At 72.4% G+C, this 26,835-nt stretch carries 24 protein-coding genes; 4 read left to right on the plus strand and 20 right to left on the minus strand.

The genetic code is table 11. The features are described from left to right. Positions 1–32: 32 nt before the first annotated feature. From ACQPXB_RS31575 to ACQPXB_RS31605, 7 genes are all read right to left on the minus strand, one after another. Positions 33–767 carry a YggS family pyridoxal phosphate-dependent enzyme gene (locus ACQPXB_RS31575; RefSeq protein ID WP_432845453.1) on the minus strand — a complete coding sequence of 245 codons (735 nt, stop codon included), beginning with the start codon at positions 765–767 and terminating at the stop codon, positions 33–35. A 43-nt stretch (positions 768–810) separates the two neighbouring features. After that, the gene (pgeF, locus tag ACQPXB_RS31580) at positions 811–1,518 is read right to left on the minus strand and encodes a peptidoglycan editing factor PgeF (protein WP_432845454.1); all 708 of its coding nucleotides are present in this window, start codon (positions 1,516–1,518) and stop codon (positions 811–813) included. Between the two features lie 86 nt (positions 1,519–1,604). Beyond that, positions 1,605–2,906 (minus strand): cell division protein FtsZ, encoded by a 1,302-nt coding sequence (gene ftsZ, locus ACQPXB_RS31585; protein ID WP_366582161.1) that lies wholly within the window; start codon positions 2,904–2,906, stop codon positions 1,605–1,607. A gap of 318 nt (positions 2,907–3,224) precedes the next feature. Then, complete coding sequence (locus ACQPXB_RS31590) at positions 3,225–3,989, minus strand: anti-sigma factor (protein WP_366582162.1); 765 nt, start codon at positions 3,987–3,989, stop codon at positions 3,225–3,227. Then, positions 3,986–4,594, minus strand: a complete 609-nt coding sequence (gene sigK / locus ACQPXB_RS31595; protein WP_432845455.1) for an ECF RNA polymerase sigma factor SigK — start codon at positions 4,592–4,594, stop codon at positions 3,986–3,988. Before sigK ends, ACQPXB_RS31590 begins: the two co-directional genes overlap by 4 nt. Further along, positions 4,587–5,321: a DUF1365 domain-containing protein gene (locus ACQPXB_RS31600; protein ID WP_366582322.1), complete on the minus strand. Its 735-nt coding sequence runs from the start codon at positions 5,319–5,321 to the stop codon at positions 4,587–4,589. The genes sigK and ACQPXB_RS31600 overlap by 8 nt, the downstream gene beginning before the upstream one ends. Continuing rightward, positions 5,315–6,598 carry an NAD(P)/FAD-dependent oxidoreductase gene (locus tag ACQPXB_RS31605; protein WP_432845456.1) on the minus strand — a complete coding sequence of 428 codons (1,284 nt, stop codon included), beginning with the start codon at positions 6,596–6,598 and terminating at the stop codon, positions 5,315–5,317. The genes ACQPXB_RS31600 and ACQPXB_RS31605 overlap by 7 nt, the downstream gene beginning before the upstream one ends. A 94-nt stretch (positions 6,599–6,692) precedes the next feature. Between ACQPXB_RS31605 and ACQPXB_RS31610 the strand changes: the two genes are divergently transcribed. After that, positions 6,693–7,970 (plus strand): class I SAM-dependent methyltransferase, encoded by a 1,278-nt coding sequence (locus tag ACQPXB_RS31610; protein ID WP_432845457.1) that lies wholly within the window; start codon positions 6,693–6,695, stop codon positions 7,968–7,970. After that, a complete protein-coding gene (locus ACQPXB_RS31615; RefSeq protein ID WP_432856860.1) occupies positions 7,970–8,755 on the plus strand; it encodes a DUF1295 domain-containing protein in 786 nt (261 codons plus the stop codon). Before ACQPXB_RS31610 ends, ACQPXB_RS31615 begins: the two co-directional genes overlap by 1 nt. Here the strand turns inward: ACQPXB_RS31615 and ACQPXB_RS31620 are convergent. After that, a complete protein-coding gene (locus ACQPXB_RS31620) occupies positions 8,742–9,251 on the minus strand; it encodes a DinB family protein (RefSeq protein ID WP_432845458.1) in 510 nt (169 codons plus the stop codon). The two genes, ACQPXB_RS31615 and ACQPXB_RS31620, sit on opposite strands and share 14 nt — an antisense overlap. A 134-nt stretch (positions 9,252–9,385) precedes the next feature. Between ACQPXB_RS31620 and ACQPXB_RS31625 the strand changes: the two genes are divergently transcribed. Both ACQPXB_RS31625 and ACQPXB_RS31630 read left to right on the plus strand, forming a co-directional pair. Further along, positions 9,386–9,820 carry an OsmC family peroxiredoxin gene (locus ACQPXB_RS31625; RefSeq protein WP_366582167.1) on the plus strand — a complete coding sequence of 145 codons (435 nt, stop codon included), beginning with the start codon at positions 9,386–9,388 and terminating at the stop codon, positions 9,818–9,820. Between the two features lie 433 nt (positions 9,821–10,253). Then, positions 10,254–11,462 (plus strand): MFS transporter, encoded by a 1,209-nt coding sequence (locus ACQPXB_RS31630; protein WP_386950118.1) that lies wholly within the window; start codon positions 10,254–10,256, stop codon positions 11,460–11,462. Here the strand turns inward: ACQPXB_RS31630 and ACQPXB_RS31635 are convergent. The 12 genes from ACQPXB_RS31635 to rsmH form a co-directional block, all read right to left on the minus strand. After that, positions 11,459–12,292: an NAD(P)H-binding protein gene (locus ACQPXB_RS31635; RefSeq protein WP_432845459.1), complete on the minus strand. Its 834-nt coding sequence runs from the start codon at positions 12,290–12,292 to the stop codon at positions 11,459–11,461. The genes ACQPXB_RS31630 and ACQPXB_RS31635 overlap by 4 nt on opposite strands. 83 nt (positions 12,293–12,375) lie before the next feature. Next, positions 12,376–13,245, minus strand: a complete 870-nt coding sequence (locus tag ACQPXB_RS31640) for a cell division protein FtsQ/DivIB (protein WP_432845460.1) — start codon at positions 13,243–13,245, stop codon at positions 12,376–12,378. After that, positions 13,242–14,651: a UDP-N-acetylmuramate--L-alanine ligase gene (murC, locus tag ACQPXB_RS31645; protein ID WP_432845461.1), complete on the minus strand. Its 1,410-nt coding sequence runs from the start codon at positions 14,649–14,651 to the stop codon at positions 13,242–13,244. The genes ACQPXB_RS31640 and murC overlap by 4 nt, the downstream gene beginning before the upstream one ends. Next, the gene (gene murG, locus ACQPXB_RS31650) at positions 14,644–15,768 is read right to left on the minus strand and encodes an undecaprenyldiphospho-muramoylpentapeptide beta-N-acetylglucosaminyltransferase (RefSeq protein WP_366582172.1); all 1,125 of its coding nucleotides are present in this window, start codon (positions 15,766–15,768) and stop codon (positions 14,644–14,646) included. The genes murC and murG overlap by 8 nt, the downstream gene beginning before the upstream one ends. Then, positions 15,765–17,267 carry a putative lipid II flippase FtsW gene (gene ftsW / locus ACQPXB_RS31655; RefSeq protein WP_366582173.1) on the minus strand — a complete coding sequence of 501 codons (1,503 nt, stop codon included), beginning with the start codon at positions 17,265–17,267 and terminating at the stop codon, positions 15,765–15,767. The genes murG and ftsW overlap by 4 nt, the downstream gene beginning before the upstream one ends. Beyond that, positions 17,254–18,657, minus strand: coding sequence for a UDP-N-acetylmuramoyl-L-alanine--D-glutamate ligase (gene murD, locus ACQPXB_RS31660; protein WP_432856862.1), 1,404 nt, complete (start codon positions 18,655–18,657; stop codon positions 17,254–17,256). The genes ftsW and murD overlap by 14 nt, the downstream gene beginning before the upstream one ends. Positions 18,658–18,678: 21 nt before the next feature. Further along, on the minus strand, positions 18,679–19,761 hold the full coding sequence (gene mraY, locus ACQPXB_RS31665) for a phospho-N-acetylmuramoyl-pentapeptide-transferase (RefSeq protein ID WP_364052315.1): 1,083 nt from the start codon (positions 19,759–19,761) through the stop codon (positions 18,679–18,681). Beyond that, entirely contained in the window at positions 19,758–21,332 is a 1,575-nt protein-coding gene (locus tag ACQPXB_RS31670) for a UDP-N-acetylmuramoyl-tripeptide--D-alanyl-D-alanine ligase (RefSeq protein WP_432845462.1), read from the minus strand. Before ACQPXB_RS31670 ends, mraY begins: the two co-directional genes overlap by 4 nt. Then, positions 21,329–22,873 (minus strand): UDP-N-acetylmuramoyl-L-alanyl-D-glutamate--2,6-diaminopimelate ligase, encoded by a 1,545-nt coding sequence (locus ACQPXB_RS31675; RefSeq protein WP_432856865.1) that lies wholly within the window; start codon positions 22,871–22,873, stop codon positions 21,329–21,331. The genes ACQPXB_RS31670 and ACQPXB_RS31675 overlap by 4 nt, the downstream gene beginning before the upstream one ends. Positions 22,874–23,188: 315 nt before the next feature. After that, a complete protein-coding gene (locus ACQPXB_RS31680) occupies positions 23,189–25,108 on the minus strand; it encodes a peptidoglycan D,D-transpeptidase FtsI family protein (RefSeq protein WP_366582176.1) in 1,920 nt (639 codons plus the stop codon). Continuing rightward, the gene (locus ACQPXB_RS31685; RefSeq protein ID WP_366582177.1) at positions 25,108–25,830 is read right to left on the minus strand and encodes a hypothetical protein; all 723 of its coding nucleotides are present in this window, start codon (positions 25,828–25,830) and stop codon (positions 25,108–25,110) included. Before ACQPXB_RS31685 ends, ACQPXB_RS31680 begins: the two co-directional genes overlap by 1 nt. Further along, entirely contained in the window at positions 25,827–26,783 is a 957-nt protein-coding gene (gene rsmH, locus ACQPXB_RS31690; protein ID WP_366582178.1) for a 16S rRNA (cytosine(1402)-N(4))-methyltransferase RsmH, read from the minus strand. Before rsmH ends, ACQPXB_RS31685 begins: the two co-directional genes overlap by 4 nt. Positions 26,784–26,835 lie beyond the last annotated feature (52 nt).

Below are 26,835 nucleotides of genomic sequence, written 5' to 3' on the forward strand. Positions count from 1 at the left end.
CGATCACGAAACGTGACGGCCACGCGGACTCCCTACGGCGAGGCTAAACCGCGCCCACCGAGCAGCGCGGTTCCGACACGCACACACGTCGAGCCGTGCGTGATCGCCTGTTCGAGATCATGGCTCATCCCGGCGGAGACTTCTGCGGCATTCGGGTGATCTTTGCGAAGTCGCTCCGAGACCTGGGCAAGCAGGGCAAAGGCCCTGCCCGGATCCTCTTCCCGGGGTGCGACAGCCATCACGCCACGCAACCTGAGCTCACCCACGTGAGTGATGTGATCGGCCAGCGCGCCGAGGTCGGACAGGAGCGTGCCACCCCGCGCCGGGTCGCCGTCGAGGCTCACCTGGATCAGCACGTCGAGCGGATCGGACCGCTCCCCCGCCTCCCGCGCGTTGCCGGCCGCGCGGCCCAGCGCATCGGCCAGCCGCGCCGAGTCGACCGACTGGACCTCCGCCGCCCAGCGCACGACCGAACGCGCCTTGTTGCGCTGCAGGCTGCCGACCATGTGCCACCGCGGCGCGGCGTCCGGGCGCAGCTCCCCGACCTCGGCGGCCTTCGGGCCCGCCTCCTGGTCGCGGTTCTCGGCCAGGTTCCGCAGCCCCAGATCCACGAGGAGCGCCGCGTCGGACGCCGGGAAGGTCTTCGTCACCCCCAGCAACCGCACCTCGTCACGCGCGCGTCCCGCGGTTGCGCACGCCGCGGCGATCCGGTCCTCGATCGCGGCCAGCGAGGCCGCGAGCTCGGCGCGCCGCCCGGCCTCCGTCACGCCGCCTCCCGGGTCTCACGTGCAGCCCGAGCGAACTGGGTACTCATGCCGCCTCCAGCCACGTGATCCCGGCGATCCGGCCGGTGGTCCCGTCGCGGCGGTAGCTGAAGAGCGTCTTGTCCTCCGCCGTGCACCGCGGATCCACGCCGATGCGCCCGACGCCCAGCCCGGCCAGCTGGCGCCACAGCCCGGCCCGCAGGTCGAGCCCCGGCGTGCCCTGACGGGTCTTGCAGGCGCTGCCGGGCACGTGCTTCTCGACGTCGGCCGCCATGTCGGCGGGCACCTCGTAACACGCGCCGCAGATCGCGGGGCCGAGCAGCGCCTCGATGCTGGCCGGTTCGGCGCCGAGGTCGCGCATGGCCGCGACCGCAGCCGGGACCACGCCGATGCGCGCGCCCACGCGTCCGGCGTGCACCGCCGCGACGACGCCCGCCTCGGGGTCGGCCAGCAGCAGCGGCACGCAGTCGGCGACGAGGACCACCAGCGCCACGCCCGGCTTGTCCGTCACCAGCGCGTCGGTGGCCTCCGCGGCGCGGGTCTCGGTGCCGTCCACCACGGTCGCCGTGCGGCCGTGCACCTGCTCCATCCACGCCAGCCGCTCCTGCGCCAGGCCCAGCTCGGAAGCCAGTCGCTCGCGGTTCGCGAACACGTTGCCCTCTTCGTCCCCGACGTGGTCACCGAGGTTGAAGCTGTCGTACGGCGGCCGGGAAGCCCCGCCCGCCCTGGTCGTCACGACTCGTCGTACTCGCACCCGGTCCATCCTTCCAAAACGCGCCGGAACACGCCGAAGGCCACCTCGACGTCGGGTCGAGGTGGCCTTCGGCGTGAACGGGATCCCTAGCGGCGCATGAACGGCGGCACGTCGACCTCGTCGTCCGACGGGTCGTCGTGCACCGTGGCCGGACGGCTCGGCAGGCTGCCGGACGTCGGCCCGGAGCCGATCGGCGAGTAGCCCCGCGAGCCGCCGCCCGGCTGGGGCAGGCCGCCCGGCGGGGTGCCGGGCTGCGGCAGCGGCGGCTGCGTGCGCGGCGGCGCCACCGGGTAGCCGGAGCTGCTCGCCGGCGGCACCGGCGTGGCGCCACCCGACGGCGCGGGCGCCTGGGAGCCGCCGACGTGCCCGGCCGAGGCCGACGCCGTGGTGCCGCCCGAGCGCGAGCCGAACGCCGGCGGGTCGAGCTTCTTGTGCGTGGGGGCGCCGGCGTCGAAACCGGCCGCGATCACCGTGACGCGGACCTCGTCGCCGAGGGAGTCGTCGATGATCGTGCCGAAGATGATGTTGGCGTCGGGGTGCGCCGACTCCTGCACCAGCGACGCGGCCTCGTTGATCTCGAACAGGCCCAGGTCGGAGCCGCCCGCGATCGACAGCAGCGCGCCGTGGGCGCCGTCCATCGACGCCTCCAGCAGCGGCGAGTTGATCGCCTTCTCCGCCGCCTGGATGGCGCGGCCCTCACCGCGAGCGGACCCTATGCCCATGAGCGCGGAGCCCGCGCCGGACATCACGCTCTTCACGTCGGCGAAGTCGAGGTTGATCAGACCGGGCGTGGTGATCAGATCGGTGATGCCCTGGACACCGGACAGCAGCACCTCGTCGGCGGAGCGGAACGCGTCCATGAGGGACACGCCGATGTCGCCGAGCTGCAGCAGCCGGTCGTTCGGGATCACGATCAGCGTGTCGCACTCGTTGCGCAGCGACTGGATGCCGTCCTCGGCCTGCTTGCCGCGGCGCTTGCCCTCGAAGGTGAACGGGCGGGTCACCACGCCGATGGTCAGCGCGCCCAGCTTGCGGGCGATCTGCGCGACGACGGGCGCGCCGCCGGTGCCGGTGCCACCACCTTCGCCGGCGGTCACGAACACCATGTCGGCGCCCTTGATGACCTCTTCGATCTCCTCGCGGTGGTCCTCGGCAGCCTTCTGCCCCACCTCGGGGGCGGCGCCGGCACCGAGGCCGCGGGTCAGTTCCCGGCCGATGTCGAGCTTGACGTCGGCGTCGGACATGAGCAGTGCTTGCGCGTCGGTATTCACCGCGATGAACTCGACACCCTTGAGGCCGACCTCGATCATCCGGTTCACGGCGTTCACGCCGCCGCCGCCGATGCCGACGACCTTGATCACCGCAAGGTAGTTGTGCGGGGGCGTCATCGTGGCCGCCTTCCTGATCGTGATGTGCTCGTGCTGCCCGCCGGGGCCGCAACCCTCACCCTCAACCCGAGAATGAGAGTTATGTCAACCACCGGCGTTAGAGCAGGACGGTAGGCACCGGGCAGGCTCTAATCCAGTAGCCACGCCGTGTGCGGCAAAGGTGTTTTGCCACAACGCGAACGACGGCGCAAGGCCGGGAACCCGATCACCCCGTGATCCACTCGTCTGCTATGGCACCGGGAAAACGCCAGAGCGGCGGCACCGGCGGGAAACCGGTACCGCCGCTCACGACGGAATCACCGCAGCTTCGGCCCGGGATCAGGCCGGCATCGACATCACGAGAACCACGTCGGACGAGGGCTTTCCGGTCGGCGAGCCGCCGGCCGGCTCCACGCTGATCGCGAACTGGTCCGCGCCGGCCAGCCCGTCGGCCACCACCAGCGAACCCGCGGGCCCGCCGGGCAGCAGCCCGGCCGGGCGCGGCGCGAGGTTCGGGCCCATCAGCCACGCCTGGTAGACGTGCCCCGCGGGATACGGCGGCAGGTCGGACTCCATGAACATCATGCGGTCGAGCTGCTTCGACACGACGACCGTGCCGCCGCCCCCGCCGGGCGCGGTGCCGTGGATCGCCTGCGCGTCCGGGGCGGCCAGGATCTCCGCGACGGGCTGGTAGCGTACGCGCGCCTGGTCCAGCTGCGACTGCGCGGCGTCGAGGCGCCCCTGCGTGGTCGCGGCGAGTCCGCCGAACACGCCGGCGAGCGCGAGGCCCACCACCGCGGCCGCCGTGGCCAGGATCAGCGGCCAGCGGCGCCGCCCGCGCGAGCGCTCCCCCGGCTCGGGTCCGGACAGCGGCGGCAGCTGCGGCGTCGAGCGCATCTCGGCGAGCACTCGCTGCTTCAGCGACGCGGGCGGCTCCTCGGCCATCGCCGAGCCGAGCCGGCCCGCGGTGGCCCGCAGCTCGCGGACCTCCTGCGCGCAGGCCTCGCACTGCTCGAGGTGCCGGCGGAACAGGGCGCGCTCGGTGTCGGACAGGGCGTCGAGCGCGTACGCACCGGTCAACGTGTGCATCTCCGGCGAGTTCACGCGGTCACCCCCAGGCAGTCGCGCAGCCGGATCAGCCCGTCGCGCACCCTCGTCTTGATCGTCCCCTGCGGGGTCGCCAGCACGTCGGCGACCTCCCGGTAGGTGTAGCCCTGGTAGTAGGCCAGCAGCACCGACTCGCGCTGCAGCTCCGTGAGCGACCTGAGGCAGCGGCGCACCTGCGAGCGCTCCAGCCGGGCGGTGACCGACTCGGCCACCTCGTCGAACGGCCGCCCGCGCGCGGCCTCGAACGTCGCCTTCTGCTCGCGTTCGGTGCCGGCCCGCGCGGAGCGCACCCGGTCGACGGCGCGGCGGTGCGCCAGGGTCATCGCCCAGTTGAGCGCGCTGCCCTTCTCGGGCGAGTAGCGCGTGGCGGTCTTCCAGAGCTCGACGAGCACCTCCTGCGTCACCTCCTCCGACTGCGCGGAGTCGCGCACGATCCGCCGCACGAGGCCGAAGACCGGCCCCGCGAGCCGGTCGTAGAGCAGCTCGAACGCGCGCTCGTCGCCCTTGGCGACCTGGGCCATGAGGTCCTCGGCCGTGGGCGCGGCCTGCTCGTCGCCCGCCGGCACGGCCGCGACCGGGCGCGGGCGGGCGGTCTCATCCATGGCGCGCTCCTGACGAGTTCTGCGGGGTCCGGGTGGCCACCGGGGCCTTGCGCAGCCACAGCGCGACGCCGTGGCGGCGGATCAGTGCGGCCACGCGCTGCGGCTGCAGGGGCCGGCCGAGCACGAGCCGCGCGAGCGAACGCGCGCCGGCCGGTCTCCGGACTCCTCGCAGCGTAGCGAGCAACGGTGTCTTCGCGCCCTGGTGCAACGCGACCGTGAGGTCGAGCAGCGCGTCGGGCCGCGGCAGGCGCATGCGGTACTCCCCCGTCATCTCCTGGAACGGCGACACGTAGAACTCCTTCTCCGCGCGGGACTCGCCCGCCGCGTCGGGACGCAGCAGGTAGGCGTGCCGCCCGCCGTAGGTGTTGTGGACCTCGGCGACGACGCACTCGAGCGCTCCGTCCGGCGTGTGGCACCAGTAGACGGTGATCGGGTTGAACACGTACCCCAGCACGCGCGCCGACGCGAGCATCGTCACCGGCCCGCCGCGCAGGTCCACGCCGCGGTGGGCGAGCCAGCGGTCCAGTTTGGACCGGATGTCGCCCGCGTCGCCGGGCTCGAAGTGGTCGCGGCCGTCGAAGGACGCGAACGGCCGCAGCCACCACGGCAGCCGCGGCGGCGAGCCGAGGTCGGTCAGCCACAGGTACAGCTTGTGCACGAAGGCGTGCGGCGGGTCGGCGCGGCGCACGTGGCCGACCGTGGCGTCGTACAGCGCGGCGGTCACCAGCCCGCCCCGAAGCTCTCGGCCGCGCGGACACCCGACGAGCAGCCGTCCTCGTGGAACCCCCAGCCGTGGTAGGCGCCGGCGTACGCGACGACCCCGTCGTTCAGCGCCGCGAGCTTTCGTTGCGCGGCAACCGATTCGGGCGTGTAGACGGGATGTTCGTAGGTCATCTTCGCGACGACCGACGAAGCGTCGGGCTCGTCACGAGGGTTGAGCGTGACGACGTAGCCGGTGGGTTCGTCGAGGCGCATCAGGCGGTTCATGTCGTAGCTCACCTGCACGGCGTCGCTGCCGGCGCCGCACCCGGGCGTGCGGTAGTTCCAGCCCGACCGCGCGGCCGCGGCGTTCGGCAACACGCTCGTGTCGGTGTGCAGCCAGGCGTCGTTGCGGGAGTAGCGGAACGCGCCGAGCACCTCGCGCTCGGCGGGCGTCGGGTCGGCCAGCAGCCGCAGCGCCTGGTCGGCATGGGTGGCGACCACGACGCGGTCGACGCGGTGGCGGGTGTCGGCGTCGTCGCGGATCTCGATGCCGCGCGCGGTCCGCCGCACCGAGCGCACCGGCGTGGACAGGTGCACGGCGGTGAGCTGCTTCGCGGCCAGCTCCACGTACTCGCGCGAGCCGCCCTCGACCGTTTGCCACGTCGGCGAGTTCTTCACCGTGAGCATCCCGTGGTTGCGCAGGAACTCGAACAGGTAGCGCGCCGGGTACTTCAGCGTGTCGGCGCGGTCGGCCGACCAGACGGTGGACACGAGCGGCAGCACGAAGTGGTCCACGAAGTAGCGCGAGTACCCGCCGATCGCGAGGAACGCGCCGAGGCCCACGTCGCCGGCGTCCTCGCGCTGCAGCAGCCGGGCCGCGTGCCGGTGGAAGCGCTTGACCTCGGTGAGCATGCGCAGGTAGCGGTGGTCGGTGGCGTTGCGCCGCTGCGCGAACAGGCCGCGCACGCCCTTGGCGCCGGCGTACTCGAGGCCGCAGCCGTCGCAGCGGATGCTCATCGACATCTCGGTCTCGCGGGTGCGCACGCCGAGCTCGCCGAACAGGCGCAGCAGCGTCGGGTAGGTGCGTTCGTTGTGGACGATGAAGCCCGAGTCGACGCCGATCGTGCCGCCGTGGGCGCTGGGCACGTCGTGGGTGTGGGCGTGCCCGCCGAGCCGGGGGTCGGCTTCGAACAACAGCACCTCGTGGCGGCGCTGCAGCAGGTAGGCGGCCGTGAGGCCGGCGACTCCGCTGCCGATGACGGCGATCCGGTGTCCTGTGGGGTGTCCCGTGGTCTGGTGCACGACAGGGATTCGGGACCGGTGCCGTCTTGGATTGGTGGCGGGCGGATCGAAAACCGGGACCCATCCGCGCCGCCGGGGGCTCCGAACCCCGGGTATGCCGAACAGCATCGCGAACCGCTTGGCCACCTTCGTCGAACGCCTTCTCGGCGCACCGCTGCCGATCGCCGTCCGCGCGTGGGACGGCGAGCGCGTGGGCCCCGAGGGCCCGACCGTCGTCCTGAAGAACCGCCGGGCGCTGCGCCGGCTGCTCTACGCACCGGGCGAGCTGGGCCTGGCGCGCGCGTACGTGTCGGGCGACCTCGACGTGGAGGGAGACCTCGCCGAAGGGTTCCGGCGGATCTGGGCCCTGACCCGCTCGGGCGAGCTGAGGAGGGTGCAGCTCGCCCCGCGGGACTGGGCCGGTGCGGCCGGGCTCGCCGCGCGCCTGGGCGTGCTGGGCCTGCCGCCGAAACCGCCGGCGGAGGAGGCGAGGCTGACCGGCGTGCTGCACAGCCTGCGGCGCGACCGGTCGGCCATCGCCCACCACTACGACCTGTCCAACGCCTTCTACCAGCTGCTGCTCGACGACTCGATGGCCTACTCGTCGGGCTACTGGACCTCGGACGAGCCCGGTTACGGCCTGGCGCAGGCACAGCACGACAAGCTGGAGCTGATCTGCCGCAAGCTCGGCCTGCGCCCCGGCATGCGGCTGCTCGACGTCGGCTGCGGCTGGGGTTCGCTGCTGGTGCACGCGGCCAAGCACCACGGCGTGCACGCGGTGGGCGTGACGCTCTCGGCCCAGCAGGTGCAGCACGTGCGGGGGCGCCTGAAGCAGCACGACCTCGAAGACCGCGTCGAGGTGCGGCAGCAGGACTACCGGGAGCTGACCGACGCGCCGTTCGACGCCGTCGCGTCCGTCGAGATGGGCGAGCACGTCGGCGAGGAGAACTATCCGACGTACGCGAATACGCTGTTCCGCATGCTCAACCCGGCCGGGCGGCTCGTGCTGCAGCAGATGTCGCGTGGGCGCGCCGGGGACAGCGCGCCCGGCGGCGGCGCGTTCATCGAGCGCTACATCGCGCCGGACATGACGATGCGGCCGCTGAGCCGCACGCTCGGGCACCTCGAGACGGCCGGGTTCGAGATCCGCGACGTGCACGCACTGCGCGAGCACTACGTGACGACCGTGCGCGAGTGGGCCGAGACGCTGGAGTTCCACTGGGCCGAGGCCGTCGCGCTGGTCGGCGAGGCCGAGGCCCGCGTGTGGCGGCTCTACCTCGTGGGCGGCGCGCTGGCGTTCGAGGAGAACCGCATGGGCGTGGACCAGGTCCTGGCCGTGCGGCCCCTGGACACCGGCGGCTCCGGGATGCCGGCCACGCGGGAGTGGGCGTGATCGGCGTCGGCCCGCTCGTCGCGATCACCGCCGGCGTGGTGCTGGTGGCGGTGACCGTCACGTTCGGGATCGCCCGGCTGCGCGGCCGCTACGACACCATCGACACGTTCTGGGGGCTCGGTTTCGCGCTCGTCGCGCTGGTCGCGTTCCCCCTGGGCAGCGGGCCGCTCGTGCTGCGGCTGGTCACGGCGGCGCTCACGGTGATCTGGGGTGTGCGGCTCGCCGTCCACCTGCACCTGCGCAACCGCGGCGGGCCCGAGGACCCGCGCTACCAGCGGATGGTCGAGCGCGCCGGCGACAACCCGGGCGCGCGGATCTTCGTCCGGGTGTACCTCGTGCAGGCCGCGATCCTGTGGTTCGTCTCCCTGCCGGTGCAGTTCGCGATGTACGGCACCGGCCTCGGCGTGCTCGGCTGGATCGGGGTCGCGGTGTGGGTGCTCGGCTTCGCCTTCGAGTCCGTCGGCGACGCCCAGCTGAGCCGGTTCCGCGCGGACCCCGGCAACCGCGGCAAGGTGCTCGACACCGGGCTGTGGCGCTACACGCGGCACCCGAACTACTTCGGCGACGCCTGCGTGTGGTGGGGCCTGTACCTGCTGGCGTGCTCGACGTGGCCCGGCGCGGCGACGATCCTCTCGCCGATCGCCATGACGTTCACCCTCGCGCGCGGCACCGGGAAACCGATGCTGGAGAAGAGCCTGGCGCGCACACGGCCGGGCTACGCGACGTACGTGGAGCGCACCAGCGGGTTCGTCCCGTTGCCGCCGAAGAAGCTCACTCGCCGGTGAGGCCGTCGGTCAGTTCGCGCAGCAGGTCGAGGTGGCCGAGGTGGCGGGCGGTCTCCTCGATCATGTGCGCCACGACCCAGCGCACGCTGACCCGCCGGTCTCCCTTGTACGGCGCGGTGTCGGTGAACTCGCGCACCGCCACGACCGCGCGGGAGCGCGCGACCTCGGCTTCGTACCCGGCCACGAGCTGCTCGATCGGGGTCGTCAGCGCCGCGCGGAACTCGGCGTCGCGGTCGAGCTCCAGGGCCGCCTCCCACTCGTCGGGCTGACCGTCGAGCACCACGCGGAACCAGTAGTTCTCGACGAGCGTGAGGTGCCCGAGCAGGCCGGCGATGGTGGTCAGCTCGCTGGGCAGGTGGCGGCGGCGGGCCTGCTCGTCGGTGAGCCCGCCGGTCTTCCACACGACGCTCGCGCGCAGGAAGTCGAGGAAGCCGGTGAGCTGGGTGCGTTCGTCGGCGTCCAGGGGCGGATCGGGGCGTTCCGGAGGCGTGGTCACGAGGTGCAGCCTTCCGCACCGGGCAATCTTTTTTCGCCAGATAGGTTGTGCGCAATCTGATTGCGCACTATGTTCATGACAGACGGACAACAGCGATCCCCCACCCCGGGGGATCCGGCACCGAGGAGGCAGCTGTGCCCAGCCGCGACGCGACGACCCACTGGACCGGCGGATTGCAGAAGGGCAAGGGCGAGGTCACGCTCGACTCGTCCAACGCCGGCACGTTCGAGGTGTCGTTCCCCACCCGTGCGGGCAACCCCGACGGCCAGACCAGCCCCGAAGAGCTCATCGCCGCCGCGCACTCCTCGTGCCTCGCGATGAACCTGTCGGGCGTGCTGGAGTCCCAGAAGCTCGAGGCGGAGTCCATCGACGTCTCCGCCGAGGTCACCCTCGGCCCGGCCCAGGGCGGCGGCTTCGAGATCAGCGGCATCGCCATCACCCTGCGCGCCAAGCTCGACGGCGTGACGCCGGAACAGTTCGCGGAACTGGCCGAGACCGCCGAGAAGACCTGCCCGGTCACCAAGGCCCTCGCCGGCACCACGATCACGATGGACGCGGCGCTCGCCTGATTCACCACGCGGTGAAAGCCCCTCCGGCCGGAGGGGCTTTCACCGCGTTGTCCGGTCGAGGAGGGGCGGACCGGTTCGCTTGACGCCAGGTCGGCCGGGTTTCGCGCTCCTTTTTCAGGAGGGCACGACGACTCGCCCCACGCCCGCTCGATTCACCCGGCGACCCAGCGCCGGCTCGCAGGCGGCGCGGCAGCCCGCAGGCCACCGGCGACTCGCCCCACCGCGGTACCCGCATCTGCGCGCAGCCACAGTGGTCGCCCCCCCTCGGGCCACCGTCCACAGTGGCCGGAGCGGGCTCCGGGTAAGCCGGACACGCCGGGCGGAAACCGGCGGCCCGCAAGCGCTTCCGGGTCGCGAAGATCACCCCGGGAGGCCGGTTACCGGCTGTTAGACTCGGGAACCGGTTGTTCCGGTTGTCGAGAACGAGGTGCCCGTGGCCCAGCCCGAAGCCGAGACCACGTCCCCCGCGGCGCCCCGGCAGGCGCCACCCTCGTGGCTCGTCCTGCTGCTCGCCGTCTCTTGTGGACTGACGGTCGCGAACCTCTACTACGCGCAGCCGTTGCTCAACGAGCTGCGGACCACGTTCGGCGTCGGCGAGGCCGCGGCCGGCGGTGTGGTCACCGCCACTCAGATCGGTTACGCGGCCGGCATGCTGCTGATCGTCCCGCTCGGCGACCGCGTGGAGAACCGCAGCCTGGTGTCGCTGCTGCTGGCCATCGCGTGCGCCGCGCTCGTGGCCACCGGCCTGGCGCCGCAGTTCTCCGTGCTGCTGATCGCGTCGCTCATCGCCGGCTCGACGTCGGTGGTGGTGCAGATCCTGATCCCGCTCACGGCCGACCTCACGCCCGACGCCGTACGCGGGCGCATCGTCGGGCGCGTGATGAGCGGGCTGCTGTTCGGCATCCTGCTCTCCCGCGTCGCCGCGAGCCTGCTGGCCGAGGTCACGACCTGGCGGGTCGTGTTCCTCATCTCGGCCGGGCTGATGGCGATCCTCGCCGTGGCGCTGCGCTTCAGCCTGCCGCGGCGCGCGCCGAAGACGTCCGTCCACTATGGAGAGCTGCTGCGCTCGACGCTGCGGCTCGCCCGCGACCACCCGGCGCTGCGCCGCCGCGCGCTGTACCAGGCCGCGCTCTACTCGGTGTTCAGCGCCTTCTGGACCACGATCGCGTTCGTGCTCACCTCCGCGCCGTTCCACTACACGCAGCTGGGCGTCGGGCTGTTCGCGCTCGTCGGCGCGGCCGGAGCCGCGATCGCGCCGCTGGCCGGGCGCTGGGCGGACCACGGCCACGGCCGCGTGGCCACCGGCGCGTCCTTCCTGCTCTGCGCGGTGGCGTTCGGCGTCGGCGGGTTCGGCGCGCACAGCGTGATCCTGCTCGCCGTGGCGGCGATCGCCCTCGACATGGCCGTGCAGACCACGATGGTTTCGGGCCAGCACGTGATCTACCAGCTCGACCCGAACGCCCGCGCCCGCGTGAACAGCATCTACCTGGCCACGTTCTTCGTGGGCGGGGCGATCGGGTCGGAGATCGGCTCGGTCCTCTACCACCTGGACGGCTGGACGGCCGTGTCGATCTTCGGCGCCGTCATCCCGCTGATCGCGCTGGCCTGGTGGACGACCGAACGACGCGCTGCGGACAACTAGGAGAACGCCCCGGCGTGGTGCGCGGCCCACTCCGCGTAGGTCACCCCTCGGCGGTCCAGCAGCTCCTCGACCACCCCGGTCGGCACCTGCGGCCGCGCCACCACGGCGGCGAAGCCGTCGAGCAGCCAGCCGGCGATTTCCCCCGGGATCCCCAGCCCGACCCACTCGGCGTACTGCTGCTCCCGCGTCAGCTCCACGAACGGCACGTCACGCCCCATGGCCACGGCGATTTTCCCGGCCATTTCCCGCAACGTCAGCGCCTCCGGTCCACTGAGGACATACGTCCGCCCGTCGTGGCCCTCGGTGGTGAGCACGTGCGCGGCGACGGCCGCGATGTCGGCCAGGTCGATCGGCGTCTGCGTCGCTTCCGCATACGCGGTGCGGATTTCCCCGTGCGTGTGCACGGAATGCGCCCAGCCGAGCGAGTTCGCCATGAACACCCCCGGCCGCAGGAACGTCCGGGCGAACCCGGCCTTCGTCACCGCCGCCTCCACCGCCGCGAACTCCGGCCCGCTCGACCCGGCCTGCTCGTCCCCGACGCTGCTGCCCGACAGCGCGACCACCCGCCGCACGCCGGCCTCGGCGGCGAGCTCGCAGAACCGCGTGACGGTGCGCGCCATCGGCGCGAGGTACACGTCTTCGACCCCCTCCAGCGCCGGCGGCAGCGTCGACGGCCGCGCGAGCGACCCCACGACCACCTCGACGCCGGCCGGCAACGCCGCCTGCGCGGGGTCCTTCGTCAACGCGCGCACCGCCGCGCCGCGGGCCAGGAGTTCGTCGACCACGAGCCGCCCGACGTTTCCGGTGGCACCCGTCACCAAGATCGGCATGGTTCCCCACTTCCCTCGTATGCCGTACGGAATAAAACAGCGTACAGCATACGGAGAAGGGGATGCCAGCGAAAAAGACGAGGTCAGGACGTGATGGTCGGCAGCTCGGGCGCCGAGACGTCGTAGACCTTGCCCTTCTGCGTGAGCAGGGCGGCCAGGACCTTCGCCTTGCGGTCGGTCTTGCCGGCGTCGCCCCAGCGGACGGTCTTGCCGTCGGTGAGGGTGAACTGGACGCTGGCCGGGGTCTGCGCCGTGGCCGTGGTGACCTGCTTGAGCAGCGCCTGCGGGATCACGCCGAGCACCGCGGTCACCGCACGCGTCACCGGGTCGTCGGCCGAGACCTTCGGCAGCTTCAGCTCCGGCAGGCCCGCCGGACGGGCCTTCACGGTCTTGAACACGACCCCGCCGCCGTCGACGAGGTGCACCCCGTCGCCGCCCGGGCCGCTGTCGAAGAACGCGATGGCCGTGCGCTCGGTCACCGAGATCTCCACGGTGTTGGGCCACGAACGCGACACGTCCACGGTCGCGACGCCCGGCATCTCCGCCACGCGGTCCCGGATCCCGTCGACGTCGACGAGCACCATCGGTTTGTCGACCGGCACGGCGGCGATGGCCCGGATCTGCTCCGCCGACACCGTTTTCGCACCCTGCACCGCCACGTCCTTCACCCCGAGCATCGAGCTGAAGAACACCAGGTACCCCAGCGCGACGAGCGTGACGACCACGAGCAGCGCGACCCAGCGGCGCCGGATCTCCTTCTTCCGCGTCGGACGCGCACGCAGGCTCTCCGCGCGAGCCGCCCGGCCCGAGCGCGGCGCCGACGAGCGGCTCGAGCGTGTGCGGCGGCGCTCCTCTTCCGAGCGCCGCCCCCGCCGGGCGCGGGCCAGGGCAGCGCGATCCCGCTCGTCCTCTTCGGACGAGGACGGATTGCGGCGCTCCCTGGTCGACGTCATGCGCCCGCGGTCCTCCGGTCGAGCTCGGCCAGGATCTCCGGGCCCAGCTGCGTCACGTCACCCGCGCCCATGGTCACCACGAGGTCACCCGGCTTCACGAGGTCGGCGACGAGCTTCGCCGCGACGTCGAACGCGGGCTGGTAGTGCACCGGGCTCGTCACGCGGTCGGCGATCAGCGCACCCGTCACACCCGGCACCGGCTCCTCGCGAGCGCCGTACACGTCGAGCACCACGACCTCGTCGGCCAGCGAGAGCGCTTCGGCGAACTCCGCCGCGAACGTCTGCGTGCGCGAGTACAGGTGCGGCTGGAACACCACCAGCACCCGGCCGAGCCCCGCCGCCGTGCGCACGGCCTTGAGCTGCGCGGCCACCTCGGTCGGGTGGTGGGCGTAGTCGTCGTAGACGCGGACGTCGCCGGAGCGGCCCTTGAACTCGAAGCGGCGGCGCACCCCGCCGAACGCGGCGAGTCCCTCGGCCAGGCCGGTGACGGGCGCGCCCAGCTCGAGCCCGGCCAGCAGGGCCGCGACCGCGTTGAGCGCCATGTGCTCGCCCGGCACGGCCACCCGCAGGTCGAGCTCCTCGCCGTCGAGCGCCAGGCGCACCTGGCCGCCGTCCGGGGCGGGCTTGTAGTCGAGCACGCGCACGTCGCCCTCGCCGGTGGCGGTGCGGCCGTAGCGGCGCACGCGCACGCCCTCGGCGGCCGCCTCGTCGCCCAGCTTCGCGGCACCCGGGTCGTCGGCGCACACCACGAGCAGGCCGCCCGGCTGCAGGCGCCCGACGAACTCCGTGAACACCTTCACGTAGGCCTCGGCGGTGCCGTGGTGGTCCAGGTGGTCGGGCTCGACGTTGGTGACCACGGCGACCGACGGCGAGTACGTGAGGAACGAGCCGTCGCTCTCGTCGGCCTCCGCGATGAAAACGCCGCCCTCGCCGTGGTGCGCGTTGGCACCCGACTCGTTGAGGTCGCCGCCGATCGCGAACGACGGGTCGAGCCGGCAGTGCTGCAGCGCCACGGTGAGCATCGACGTGGTCGAGGTCTTGCCGTGCGTGCCGGCGATGCAGGCCACGCGGTGGCCCTCCATCAGCCCGGCGAGCGCCTGCGCGCGGTGCAGCACGGGGATGTCGCGCGCACGGGCCGCGGCCAGCTCCGGGTTGGACTCCTTGATCGCCGTGGACACCACGACGGCCGACGGGGCTTCGGCGAGCGCGTCGAGGTTCTCCGCACGCTGGCCCACGAACAGCTCGGCGCCCTGGGCGCGCAGCGACAGCAGCGCGCGCGACTCCTTGGCGTCCGAACCGGACACGGCCGCCCCGCGGGCGAGCAGGATCCGGGCGATGCCGGACATGCCGGCCCCGCCGATGCCGATCAGGTGCGCGCGGCGCAGTTCTTCGGGCAACTCAGGCACCTGCGGCCTCCAGCACGATCTTGGCGAGCGTCTCGTCGGCCTCGCGGTGTCCCATCCCCACGGCGGCCTCGCTCATCTTCGCGACGCGCGCGGCGTCGGTGACCAGCGGCACCACCAGCTCGGCCACCTTGGCCGGGGTGAGCTCCCCGTCGGGCACCAGGAAGGCGGCACCCGCGTCGACGGCGGGCTGGGCGTTCACGGCCTGCTCGCCGTTGCCGTGCGGCAGCGGCACGAACACCGCCGGCAGCCCGACGGCCGACACCTCGGCCGCCGTCATCGCGCCCGAACGGCACAGCACCACGTCGGCGGCGGCGTAGGCGAGGTCCATGCGCTCCAGGTAGGGCACCGGCACGTACGCCGGCTTGCCCGGGAACTCCTGCACCACCAGGGTGTTCTTCGGGCCGTGGGCGTGCAGCACGCCGACGCCGGCCTCGGCCAGCTCCTTCGCGGCACCGGACACGGCGCTGTTGATCGACTGCGCGCCCTGGGAGCCGCCGAACACCAGCAGCGTCGGGGCGTCCGGGTCGAGGTCGAAGAACTTGCGGGCCTCGGCGCGCAGCGCAGCGCGGTCGAGCGACGTGATCGACCGGCGCAGCGGGATCCCGACGACCTCGGCCTTCGGCAGCGGCGTGCCCGGCACGGCCACGGCGACGCGCGCGGCGAAGCGCGCGCCCACCTTGTTGGCCAGGCCCGGCGACTTGTTGGCCTCGTGGACCACGATCGGCGTGCGGCCCCGCGCGGCGAGGTACGCGGGCAGCGCGACGTAGCCGCCGAAACCCACCACCACGTCGGCGCCGACGCGCTCCAGCACGTCGCGGGTCCGGCGCACGGAGTCGCGGACCTTCAGCGGGAGCCGCAGCAGCTCCGGGGTCGGCTTGCGCGGCAACGGCACCGGCGGGATCAGCTCCAGCGGGTAACCGCGAGCCGGTACGAGCTTGTTCTCCAGGCCGCGCGCCGTGCCCAGCGCGATCACCTTCGCGTCGGGGCGCAGCCGCATGACGGCGTCGGCCAGGGCGAGGGCGGGTTCGATGTGTCCTGCGGTGCCACCTCCGGCGACGACCACCACGGGCACCTTGCCCGAGGGGGATCGCTCGGCTCCCTTGACGGGGTTACTCACCAATGACCTCTCCGGTTCGCGGTACCCCTGGCACCGCGGTTCGCTGTTGTCCGCGCCGCGTTCGTCCGTGCGGCAGTGCTGCGCCGCGTCGGCTGCCGGACCGACCTGCGGCGCTCCTGCGCCGGTGCGGGCCGGGCCGCGCGTGGCGCCGGCCGGGCCGCCTTGGCCCCCGAACCGGTCCCCCGCCCGGCCAGTCCCCTGCGGGTGGTCGTGGGCGGGCGGTACGGGTCGGGCGCGGGCAGCCTCAGCAGGCGTCCGAATTTACCCGGGCCCTGCGAACGCAGTGCGGCCACCGCCTCCGGTTCGTGCCGGGCGGCGTTGGCGAGCACCCCCATGATGAGCATCGTGATGAGCAGCGACGTGCCGCCGTACGAGATCAGCGGCAGCGTGACACCGGTTACGGGCAGCAGGCCCACGACGTAGCCGATGTTGATGGCGGCCTGCGCGACCAGGAACATCGTGAGCGTGCCGGCCACGATCCGGATCCACGGGTCGATGTTGCGCGTCGCGATCCGCAGCCCCACCACGGCCACGAGAGCGAACAGGGCCAGCACCACGGCGCAGCCCACGAAGCCGAGCTCCTCGCCGACGAGGGCGAAGATGAAGTCGTTCTGCACGTTGGGCAGGTAGCCCCAGTTGGAGGCACCCTGGCCGAGGCCCTTGCCGAACAGGCCGCCGTCGGCGAGCGCGAGCTTCGCCTGGTTGGCCTGGTAACCGGCCGAGCTGAGATCGGTGTCCGGCGAAAGGAACGACAGCACGCGGGTGAGCCGGTACGGCGCGATGATCGCCAGCACCAGGACACCGGCGAGACCACCCGCCAGGATCACTCCGAACAGCCGCTTCGGCGCGCCGGCGAACCACAGCAGCGCCAGCAGCACCACGGCGAGCGTGATCGTGCCGCCCAGGTCGGGCTGCAGCATGACCAGGGCGAACATCACGAGCGCGACCGGCACGACCGGCACGAGCAGGTGGCGCCACTGGTGGATCACGTTGTACTTGATCACCAGGATGTGCGCGCCCCAGAACGCCAGCGCGACCTTCGCGGCCTCAACCGGCTGGAACGTGAACACGCCCAGCTTGAACCAGCCCTGCGAGCCGTTCACCGTCGAGCCCAGCGGCGTGAGTACCAGCATCAGCAGGCCGAGGCAGATCACGACCATGGTCGCCGACATGCGCCGGATGCGTTCGAGCTTGATCCGCAGGCCGACCCAGAACACGACCGAGCCGATCGCCACGAACAGGACCTGCCGGTAGAACAGCGAGTACACGCTGCTGCCGGTGCTCGGGTCGTAGGACGCGACCGACGACGCGGACAGCACCATGACGACACCGATCACGGTGAGCACCCCGGTCAGGGCCAGCACCAGGTGGAACGACGCCAGCGGCCGCGAGAGCCACGCCGTGAGCGCCGTCCGGAACGCCACGAACGGGCTTACCTTGCGCTCCCGCCGGGGCCGCTCGGGCCGATCCTGGGTCCGCTTCTCGTCAACTACCGTCATTCGCCGCCCCCGCCGCACCGCCCGCGAGGACACGCACCGCCGCGATGAACGCGTCGCCGCGCTCGCCGTAGTTGCGGAACATGTCCAACGAGGCGGCGGCGGGCGCGAGCAGCACCACGTCACCAGGGTGAGCCATTGCGCTGGCCGCATCCACCGCCGCAGTCATGGGTTCATGGTCACCCGGACGGAGGCGGTTCACCGGGACATCCGGCGCGTGTCGCGCAACAGCGGCTGCGATCACGGGTGAATCCACGCCGAGTAGCACAACTCCGCGCAGCCGGCCAGCGATCGAGGCCACGAGTTCGTCGACCGCGGCGCCCTTGAGCTGGCCCCCGGCGATCCACACGATGCTCTCGTGGGCCCGCAGCGAGCCGCTCGCGGCGTGCGGGTTGGTGGCCTTCGAGTCGTTCACGTAGCGCACGCCGCCGATCTCGGCGACCTCCTGCGCGCGGTGCGGCGCCGGCTGGTACTCGCGCAGGCCCTTGAGCACGGCCTCGGTCGACACGCCGTGGGCGCGCGCGAGCGCGGCGGCCGCCAGTGCGTTGGCGACGTTGTGCGGTCCGGCCGGGCGGACGTCGACGATCGTCGCCAGCTCTTCCGCGCTCGTGGCGGGATCGGCGACGAACGCGCGGTCCACCAGCAGGTCCTCGACCAGGCCCAGCTCGCCGGCGTGCGGCGTGTCCAGGCGGAACCCGACGCGGCGGGCGCTCTCGGGCGCGTGCTCCTCGGCGAGGCGGGTGGACCACTCGTCGTCGGCGTTGTGCACGACCACGCGCGAGCGTTCGTGGGCCCGGCCCTTCGCGGCGCCGTACTCCGCCATCGAGCCGTGCCAGTCGATGTGGTCCTCGGCGAGGTTGAGCACCACCGACGCGTCGGGCGCGAGCGTCGAGGACCAGTGCAGCTGGAAGCTGGAGAGCTCCACGGCGAGCACGGCGTGACCGGCCCGCACAGCGTCGAGCACCGCGTAACCGACGTTCCCACAGGCCACGGCGTCGACCCCGCCCGCGCGCAGCATCGACTCGAGCATGCCGACGGTGGTGGTCTTGCCGTTCGTGCCGGTGATCACCAGCCACGACGGCGGCCGCTCACGCAGCTGCCCGATGCGCCAGGCCAGCTCGACGTCGCCGATCACCTCGACACCGGCCGCGGCCGCGGCGGCCAGCAGCGGCGACGTGGGCCGCCAGCCCGGGCTCGTCACCACGAGCACGGTGCCCGGCGGCGGTTCGCTCAGACCCGGCACCAGCTCGGCGCCGAGGCCGGCCAGCTCTTCGAGCCGCTCGGCGTTCCCGTCGGTGACCGTCACGTGAGCGCCCAGCTCCCGCAGGACCGGCACCACCGACTTCCCGGTGACGCCGGCGCCCGCCACGAGCACGTTCTTGCCTTCGAGCAGGAGCTCCCTGTCGGTCAAGACCTAGCTCCCGACGCCCAGCTGTTCGCTGTAGAACAGCCCCAGTCCGAACATGCAGCAGATGGCCGAGAGCAGCCAGAACCGGATGATCACCGTGGTTTCCGCCCACCCGGCGAGCTCGAAGTGGTGGTGGAAGGGCGCCATCCGGAACAGCCTTCGCCGGGTCGTGCGGAAGACCGCGATCTGGGTGACCACCGAGATCATCTCGACCATGAACAGGCCGCCGATCACGATCGCGAGCAGCTCCGTGCGGGTGGTCATCGACAGACCGGCCACGAGCCCGCCGAGCGCCAGCGAACCGGTGTCGCCCATGAAGATCTTGGCGGGCGCGGCGTTCCACCACAGGAAGCCGACGCACGCGCCGGTCGCCGCGGCGGCGACCACCGCGAGGTCCAGCGGGTCGCGCACGTCGTAGCAGGCGGTCGTGGGCCCGTCGGCGCACGAGAGGCGGGCCTGCCAGAAGGAGATGACCACGTAGGTGGCCAGCACCATCGCGGCGGCGCCGCCGGCCAGGCCGTCGAGGCCGTCGGTGAAGTTCACCGCGTTCGACCAGCCGGAGATGACCACGTAACAGAAGATCACGAACACGATCCACGGGAACGTGATCAGCGCCAGGTCACGCACGTAGGAGAGGCTCTGCGACGCGGGCGTGAGGCCGTGCTCGTCGGCGAACTGCAGCGACAGCACCGCGAACAGGATCGTGACCACGAGCTGGCCGACCAGCTTCGCGGTCTTGTTCAGGCCGAGGTTGCGCTGCTTGCGGATCTTGATGAAGTCGTCGAGGAACCCGACGATGCCGAGCCCCACGGCCAGCATGAGCACCAGCAGGCCGGACGCCGAGGGCGCCGAGCTGTGGGAGTTGCCGAGCCAGCTGATCAGGTGTGCGACGAAGTAGCCGACGACCATCGCGATGATGATCGCGACGCCACCCATCGTCGGGGTGCCGCGCTTCGACTTGTGGCCCTGGGGCCCTTCTTCGCGGATCTCCTGCCCGAAGCCCTGCCGGGAGAAGACCCGGATCAGGTAGGGCGTGAGCAGGATGGAGACCAGCAGACCCGCCGCGGCCGCGATCAGGATGTTGATCACGCGTGACCACCGTTCGAGCGTTCAGAGGACGGGGAGGGGGAAACGGATTGTGCAGCGTCTTCGGAGTCTTCGGAGTTCTCGGAGTTCTCGGAGTCTTTCGAGTCTTCCGAGGGGGCGAGCAACGCCTCGGCCACGTGCCACAGGCCGGCGGCGTTGGAGGCCTTGACCAGCACCACGTCTCCGGGACGGAGCTGATCATGCAGCAGGGCCACGGCGGCGTCGCCATCGGGTACCAGCACCGACTCCTCGTTCCAGGAGCCCTCCTGCGAGGCCCCCTGGTGCATCGGCGCGGCCTCGTCACCGACGACCACGAGCTTGTCGATGTTGAGGCGCACCACGAGGCGGCCGATGGAGTCGTGCTCGGTCACGGAGTCGGCGCCGAGCTCGCCCATCACGCCGAGCACCGCCCACGCGCGACGGCCGGTCCGGCGCATCGACGCGAGGGCCTTCAGCGCGGCTCGCACTGATTCGGGGTTGGCGTTGTACGCGTCGTTGAGGACGGTGACGCCGTCGGCGCGCGTGGTCACCGCCATGCGGTGGGCCGAGCGGCGTTCGAGGGCGGACAGCCGCTGCGCGACCTCGGCCGGCGTCGCGCCGAGCTCCAGCGCGATCGCGGCGGCCGAGAGCGCGTTGCCGACGTGGTGCTCGCCGTGCAGCGGCAGCGTCACCGGCGCCTCGCCGTCGGGGGTGATCAGCCGGAACGACGCACGGGCCTCGGCGTCGAGCGTGATGTCGGCCGCACGGACCTGCGCGGACGCGGTCTCGCCGACGCCGACCACGCGGGCGCTGGTGCGGCTCGCCATGGCGGCCACCAGCGGGTCGTCGAGGTTCAGCACGGCGACGCCGCCCGCTTCGGCACTCGGCAGCGCCTCCACGAGCTCGCCCTTGGCCTTCGCGATGGCTTCGCGCGAGCCGAACTCGCCGACGTGCGCGCTGCCGACGTTGAGCACGGCGCCGATGCGCGGCGGCGTGATCGCGGCCGCGTCGGCGATGTGCCCAGTCCCGCGCGCGGACATCTCCAGCACCAGGTACTTCGTGGCGTGGTCGGCACGCAGCGCGGTCCACGGGTGGCCGAGCTCGCTGTTGAACGACCCGGGCGGCGCGACCGTGGGGCCCATCGGCTCCAGCAGCTGCGCGATGACGTCCTTGGTCGAGGTCTTGCCCGACGAGCCGGTCAGCGCAACGACCGTGAGGCCTTCGGCGGCGAGCCGGCCGACGACGTGGCCGGCCAGCTTCGCGAGCGCGGCCAGCACGGCGGCGCCGGAGCCGTCGGTGTCGCCGGCCAGCGCGACCGAACGCTCGTGGGCCTGGCCCTCGGGCAGCGGCGGCACCACGATCGCGGGCGCGTCGACCTCGCGGCCGGCCAGCACCGCGACAGCACCGGCCGCCACCGCCTTCGCGGCGAAGTCGTGCCCGTCCACGCGCTCGCCGGGCAGGGCGACGAAGAGGCCGCCGGGACCGATCTTGCGCGTGTCGAACTCGACACTCCCCGTGACGGCCGACGAGCCGTCGGCTCCGTGCAGCCGGCCGCCGACCACGTCGGCGATCTCGGCCAGGCTGAGCTCGATCACGCACTCACCTCGAGATGCTTGCGAATGGCGGCCTCGAGCTCGTCGCGGTCGGAGAACGGGTGCACGACACCCTGGACCTCCTGGCCGGTCTCGTGGCCCTTGCCGGCGATGAAGACGATGTCGCCCGTGCGGGCGAGCGACACGGCGTGGGTGATGGCCTCGCGGCGGTCGCCGATCTCCACGATCTCGCCGCCGTGGGACGGCCCGACGCCCCGCGCACCGGCGAGCATCGCGGCGCGGATCATTGCCGGGTCCTCGGACCGCGGGTTGTCGTCGGTCACGATCAGCACGTCGCTGCGGCGCACGGCTTCCTCGCCCATCATCGGGCGCTTGGCCGTGTCGCGGTCGCCGCCGCAGCCGAGCACCGTGATGATGCGGCCGTCGGTGCGGGCGCGCAGCGCGTCGAGCCCCTGCGCGACGGCCGCTGGCTTGTGCGCGTAGTCGACGACGGCGGTGAAGTCCTGGCCCAGGTACACCCGCTCCATCCGGCCCGGCACCTCCACGGCGCCGAGACCCGCGACGATGGCCGCCGGGTCCACGCCGGCGCTGCCCAGGATCGCGGCGGCGAGCACGGCGTTGGCCACGTTGAACGTGCCCGGCAGCGGGATCTTCGCGGCGAGCGTGAGCCCGTCCGGGCCGTGCAGGGTGAAGGTCTGCTCCCCCGCCGCCGTGGGCTCGATGTCGGAGGCGCGCCACGCGGCGTCGACGCCCTGCTCGATCGACACGGTCACCGTCTGCGGCGTGAGCAGAGCCCGCCCCCACGCGGTGTCCACGACCACGACCTCGGTGGTCGAGCGGCCGTCGAACAGCAGCGACTTGGCGGCGAAGTACTCCTCCATGTCGTGGTGGAAGTCGAGGTGGTCCTGCGAGAGGTTCGTGAACGCGCCGACCGCGAAGCGCGTGCCGTTGACGCGGCCGAGCGACAGCGCGTGACTCGAGACCTCCATCGGCACGTGGGTCACGCCGCGCTCCAGCATCACCGCGAGCAGCGCCTGCAGGTCCGGCGCCTCCGGCGTGGTGAAGCCGCTGACCAGGCGTTCGCCGGCGATGCGCGTCTCGACCGTGCCGATCAGGCCCGTGGTGAGGCCGGCGGCGCGCAGCCCGGAGTCGACGAGGTAGGAGGTGGTGGTCTTGCCCGACGTGCCGGTGACCCCCAGCACGGACAGGTGCAGCGACGGCTCCCCGTAGATCCACGCGGCCATCTCGCCGAGCGCGGCACGCGGGTCGGGGTGCACGAGGATCGGGATGCCGGCGTCGCGCAACGCGGGGCGCTCGGCGCCCTCGGCGTCGGTGAGCACCGCCGCCGCGCCGGCGGCCACGGCCTGGTCGCTGAAGTCGGCGCCGTGGGCGCGCGCACCGGGCAGGCCGGCGAACAGGTCGCCTGGCAGCACGTGCTGCGCACGCAGCGTGGTCCCGGTGACGGTGAGGTCGGCGGCCTCGGGGCTCTCGGCGATCAGCCGGGCGCCCGCGCGGGCGAGGAGGGTGGCCAGCGGGACCGGGTCGATCCGGGCCGGGCGGGGCGGGGCGGCGACCGCCTTCACCGGGCTTTCCGGCAGCGACGACGCAGCCGGCCCGCTCTGGGGCTTGGACGAGGACACGGACACGCCCGAGAGGTTACCGAGAGCGCGATCGGGTGACCCAAGGCGGTACGGCGAACGCGTCGGCGTGCACCGGGTGTGCTATGCGGCGCGCGAAACGTCGTTGCGGGGCAAGCGTTTCCGCCCGCCGCCACCAGCCGATGTGGACTATCGCAGGCGGAAACACACGGGAAAGGGCCGCCTCGCGAGACGCGAAGCGGCCCTCGGCCGAGTGTTGCAAAGACGTTCCGGTCGTGTCCCGGGAACGTCGCGGGCGCGTCACGGGATGATGAGCGGGACCTCCGGCGACGGACCGTCGGACAGCGGAATCTGGTAGCGCTGCGTCAGGTACGAGGCGATGGAGTGGAACAGCGGGCCCGCCGAATGCCCGGCCGGCAGCGTGGTGTCGGGCGCGTCGAGGCGGATGCCGACGACGAACCGCGGGTGGTCGGCGGGCAGGATCCCGGCGAAGGTGATGTTGGCCAGGCTCTGGCTGTAGGCCTTCGTGCGCGGGTCGACCTGCTGGCCGGTGCCCGTCTTGCCCGAGATCTGGTAGCCCTCCAGCGCGGCCGACGGCGCCGTGCCCGCGTTGGGGCTCTTGGCGTTCTGCACCACCGCGCGCAGCATGTCGCGCACCGTCGTCGCGGTCTGCGGGCTGACCACCTGCACCGGCTTCGGCGCCGGCTCGGGCACGACCGTGCCGTCCGGGTTCTTCTTCGCCTTCACGATCCGCGGCGGCACGCGCAGGCCGTTGTTGGCGATCGCCTGGTACATCCCGGCCATCTGGACCACGGTCATCGACAGGCCCTGGCCGATCGGCAGGTTGCCGAACGTACTGGCCGACCACTGGCTGCGCGGCGGCACGTAACCCGGGCTCTCACCGGGCAGGCCGAGGCCGGTGCGCTGGCCGATGCCGAACTTCTTCAGCAGGTCCGAGTAGCGGTCCGGGCCGATCTTCTGCGCCAGCTCCAGCGTGCCGACGTTGGAGGACTTGGCGAAGATGCCGGTGGTGGTGAAGTTCTGCGTGCCGTGCACCCAAGCGTCGTGCACCGTGCGGTCGGCGATCTTGATCTCGCCCGGGACCGCGATCGTCGACTGCGGCGTGGCGATGCCCTCGTCGATGGCCGCGGTGGCGGTGACGATCTTGTTCACCGAGCCCGGTTCGTACGGTGTGGTCACCGCGCGGTCGTTGAGCAGTTCGTCCTGGAAGGTCGACTGGTCGTTCGGGTTGAACGTCTTGTCGTCGGCCAGCGCGTAGATCTCGCCGGTCCGCGAGTCCATGATCACGGCCTGGCCGCCCTTGGCGTGCGACTGCGCGACGTAGTCGCTCAGCTGCCGCTGCAGCTCGTACTGCAGGTCCGAGTCGATGGTCAGTTCGAGGTCCGAACCGGGGATCGCCGCCTGCAGCACGTGCTCGGAGCCCGGCAGGTACAGGTTGTCGTTGCCGTTCTGGGTGTTCACGATCTCGCGGCCCGGCGTGCCCGCCAGGTCGTTGTCGCGCGACTGCTCCAGCCCGACCACGCCGTGGAGGTTGTGCTTGGACACGTCGGGGTCCTCCATGCGCCAGTTGGCGAGGCCGACGATGTTCGACGCGAGCGTGTCGCCCGGGTACTCGCGCATGGCGCGGTTCTCCACGCCGATCCACGCGAACTGCTTGACGATGTCGGCGGCCACGGAGGGCTCGACGTTGTCCACGAGGTAGGTGAACGACTGCGGCTTGTTCAGCTTCGTCAGCAGTTCCTGCTCGGTCGTCAGGTTGGGCACCTTCGCGGCGATGTACTTGGCCGCGCGGGTGACCTCGGATTCGAAGGTGACGCCCTTGGCGGGGTTCTTCTTCGCGTAGTCGTCCATCGTCTTGTGCAGCACGCGCAGGTTCACCGACAGCGTGCGGGTTTCCACGCTGAAGGCGAGCTTGTTGCCATTGCGGTCCACAATGGACCCGCGCTGCGCGGGGATGTCGATGGTGAGGCTGCGCTGCCGCTCGGCCGCGGCCGAGAGCGTGGGCGCTTCGAACCACTGCACCTGCACGAGCTTCACGCCCGCGATGACCATGAGCGCCACCAGCAGGATGCGCACGGCCGAGAAGCGGCTGCGCTGCCCGCCGTTGCCGCGCTTGGCCACCGCGCGGCGCGTGCCCGCGGCGTACGTGCGCCGGGCGCTGCCCGCGGCGCGCGCCCGGCTCGCCCCCGAAGCCACCATCACTGCCCCGCCGGGGTGGCCGGCAGGTCGCCCTCGATGCCGCCCTCCTGCTGACCGGAGGCGGGCTGCCCGGCGGGCGCGCCCGGCTGCTGCGGCGGCGTCTCGGCCGTCGAGCCGGCGGCGGGCTGGGCCTTCGTCGGCTCGCCGACGACGGTGGTCTTGCCGTCCGGCCCCACGACGATGCGGGCCGGGTCGCCGCCGGGCACCATGCCCAGCTGCTTCGCGGCCGGCGCCAGCGACGCGGGCGACTGCGCCTTCGCGACGTCACGCTCGAGCCGGTCCTTCGCCTCGGCCAGGCTCGCGTTGGTCGTGCGCAGCTGCTCGAGGCGGTAGGAGTCGGCGATGGCCTGGGTGGTCAGCCACAGCGTCGAGGCGACGCCGACGGCCAGCAGCCCCATCATGACCAGCACGAACGAGGCGCGCGAACGCGGCCAGCGCAGCAGCAGGCGCTTCTGCTTCGGCTTGGCCTCGGTCTCGGTGCGTTGAAGCTGGGGCTTCTTCGGCTCGCGCTGCTGCAGCAGGTCGGCCCGCTGCGCGCGGCGCGCGTACGCCCGCTCGGCGGCCGTGGTGCGGCCGCGCGAGGACCGGCGCGGCGTGGTTTCCGGCTGCGCGGTGGTGCGGCCGGTGGTCTGCGGTTCCTGCTCGACCGTGGTCCCCGCTTGCGCGCTCCGGCGCGTCGCCGGCGCGCCGGAGCGGCGGCGGGACTTCGTGGGTGCGGTCATCGCGGCTCTCCGATCCTCTGTGCTGCCCGCAGCCGCACGGAGGCGGCCCTGGGGTTGTGCTCGATCTCGCCTTCGCCTGCCTTCTCGGCTCCTCGGGTCAGGAGTTTCAGCTCGGGGCCGTGCCCGGGCAGTTCGACCGGGAGCCCCTCCGGGGTCCGCGACTTCGCGAGCTCCGCGAACGCCTGCTTCACCAGGCGGTCTTCGAGCGACTGGTAGGACTCCACGACGATGCGGCCGTCCATGGCGAGCGCCGAGAGCGCGGCCGGCATCGCCCGTCGCAGCACTTCCAGCTCGCCGTTGACCTCGATCCGCAGTGCCTGGAACGTGCGCTTGGCCGGGTGCCCGCCGGTGCGGCGGCTCGCGGCGGGCACGGCGTCGTAGAGCAGTTCGACGAGCCGCGCGCTGCGCGTGAACGGTTCCTTCTCGCGCGCAGCGACGACGGCTTTGACGATCCGCTGCGCGAAGCGCTCTTCGCCGTAGTCGCGCAGGATCCGGATCAGCTCGCCCGGCGCGTAGGTGTTGAGCACGTCGGCGGCGGTGAAGCCGGTGGTCGGGTCCATCCGCATGTCGAGCGGGGAGTCCTTCGAGTACGCGAAGCCGCGTTCGGCGCGGTCCAGCTGCATCGAGGACACGCCGAGGTCGAAGAGGATGCCGTCCACACGGGACAGTCCGAGGCTCTCGATGGCTTCGGGGAGTCCGTCGTAGACGGTGTGGACGAGGTCGACGCGGTCACCGTGCCGCGCGAGCCGCTCGGCCGAGCGCTCGAGCGCGGCGGGGTCGCGGTCCAGCGCGACGAGCCGCAGGCGCGGGAAGGCCTCGAGCAGTGCGTCGGAGTGGCCGCCGAGGCCGACGGTCGCGTCGACCAGCACCGCGTCGCGGTCGGCGAAGGCGGGGGTGAACAGTTCGACGATGCGGTCCAGCAGCACCGGAACGTGCTCGTGCTCGGTCGCCATGCCCCTCCCCCTTCCGCGCTCCGTACTCCCGGGGAAGATGCGGCGGATGCCG

The sequence above is a fragment of the Amycolatopsis sp. CA-161197 genome, from assembly GCF_050942255.1.
Classification (GTDB): Bacteria; Actinomycetota; Actinomycetes; order Mycobacteriales; family Pseudonocardiaceae; genus Amycolatopsis.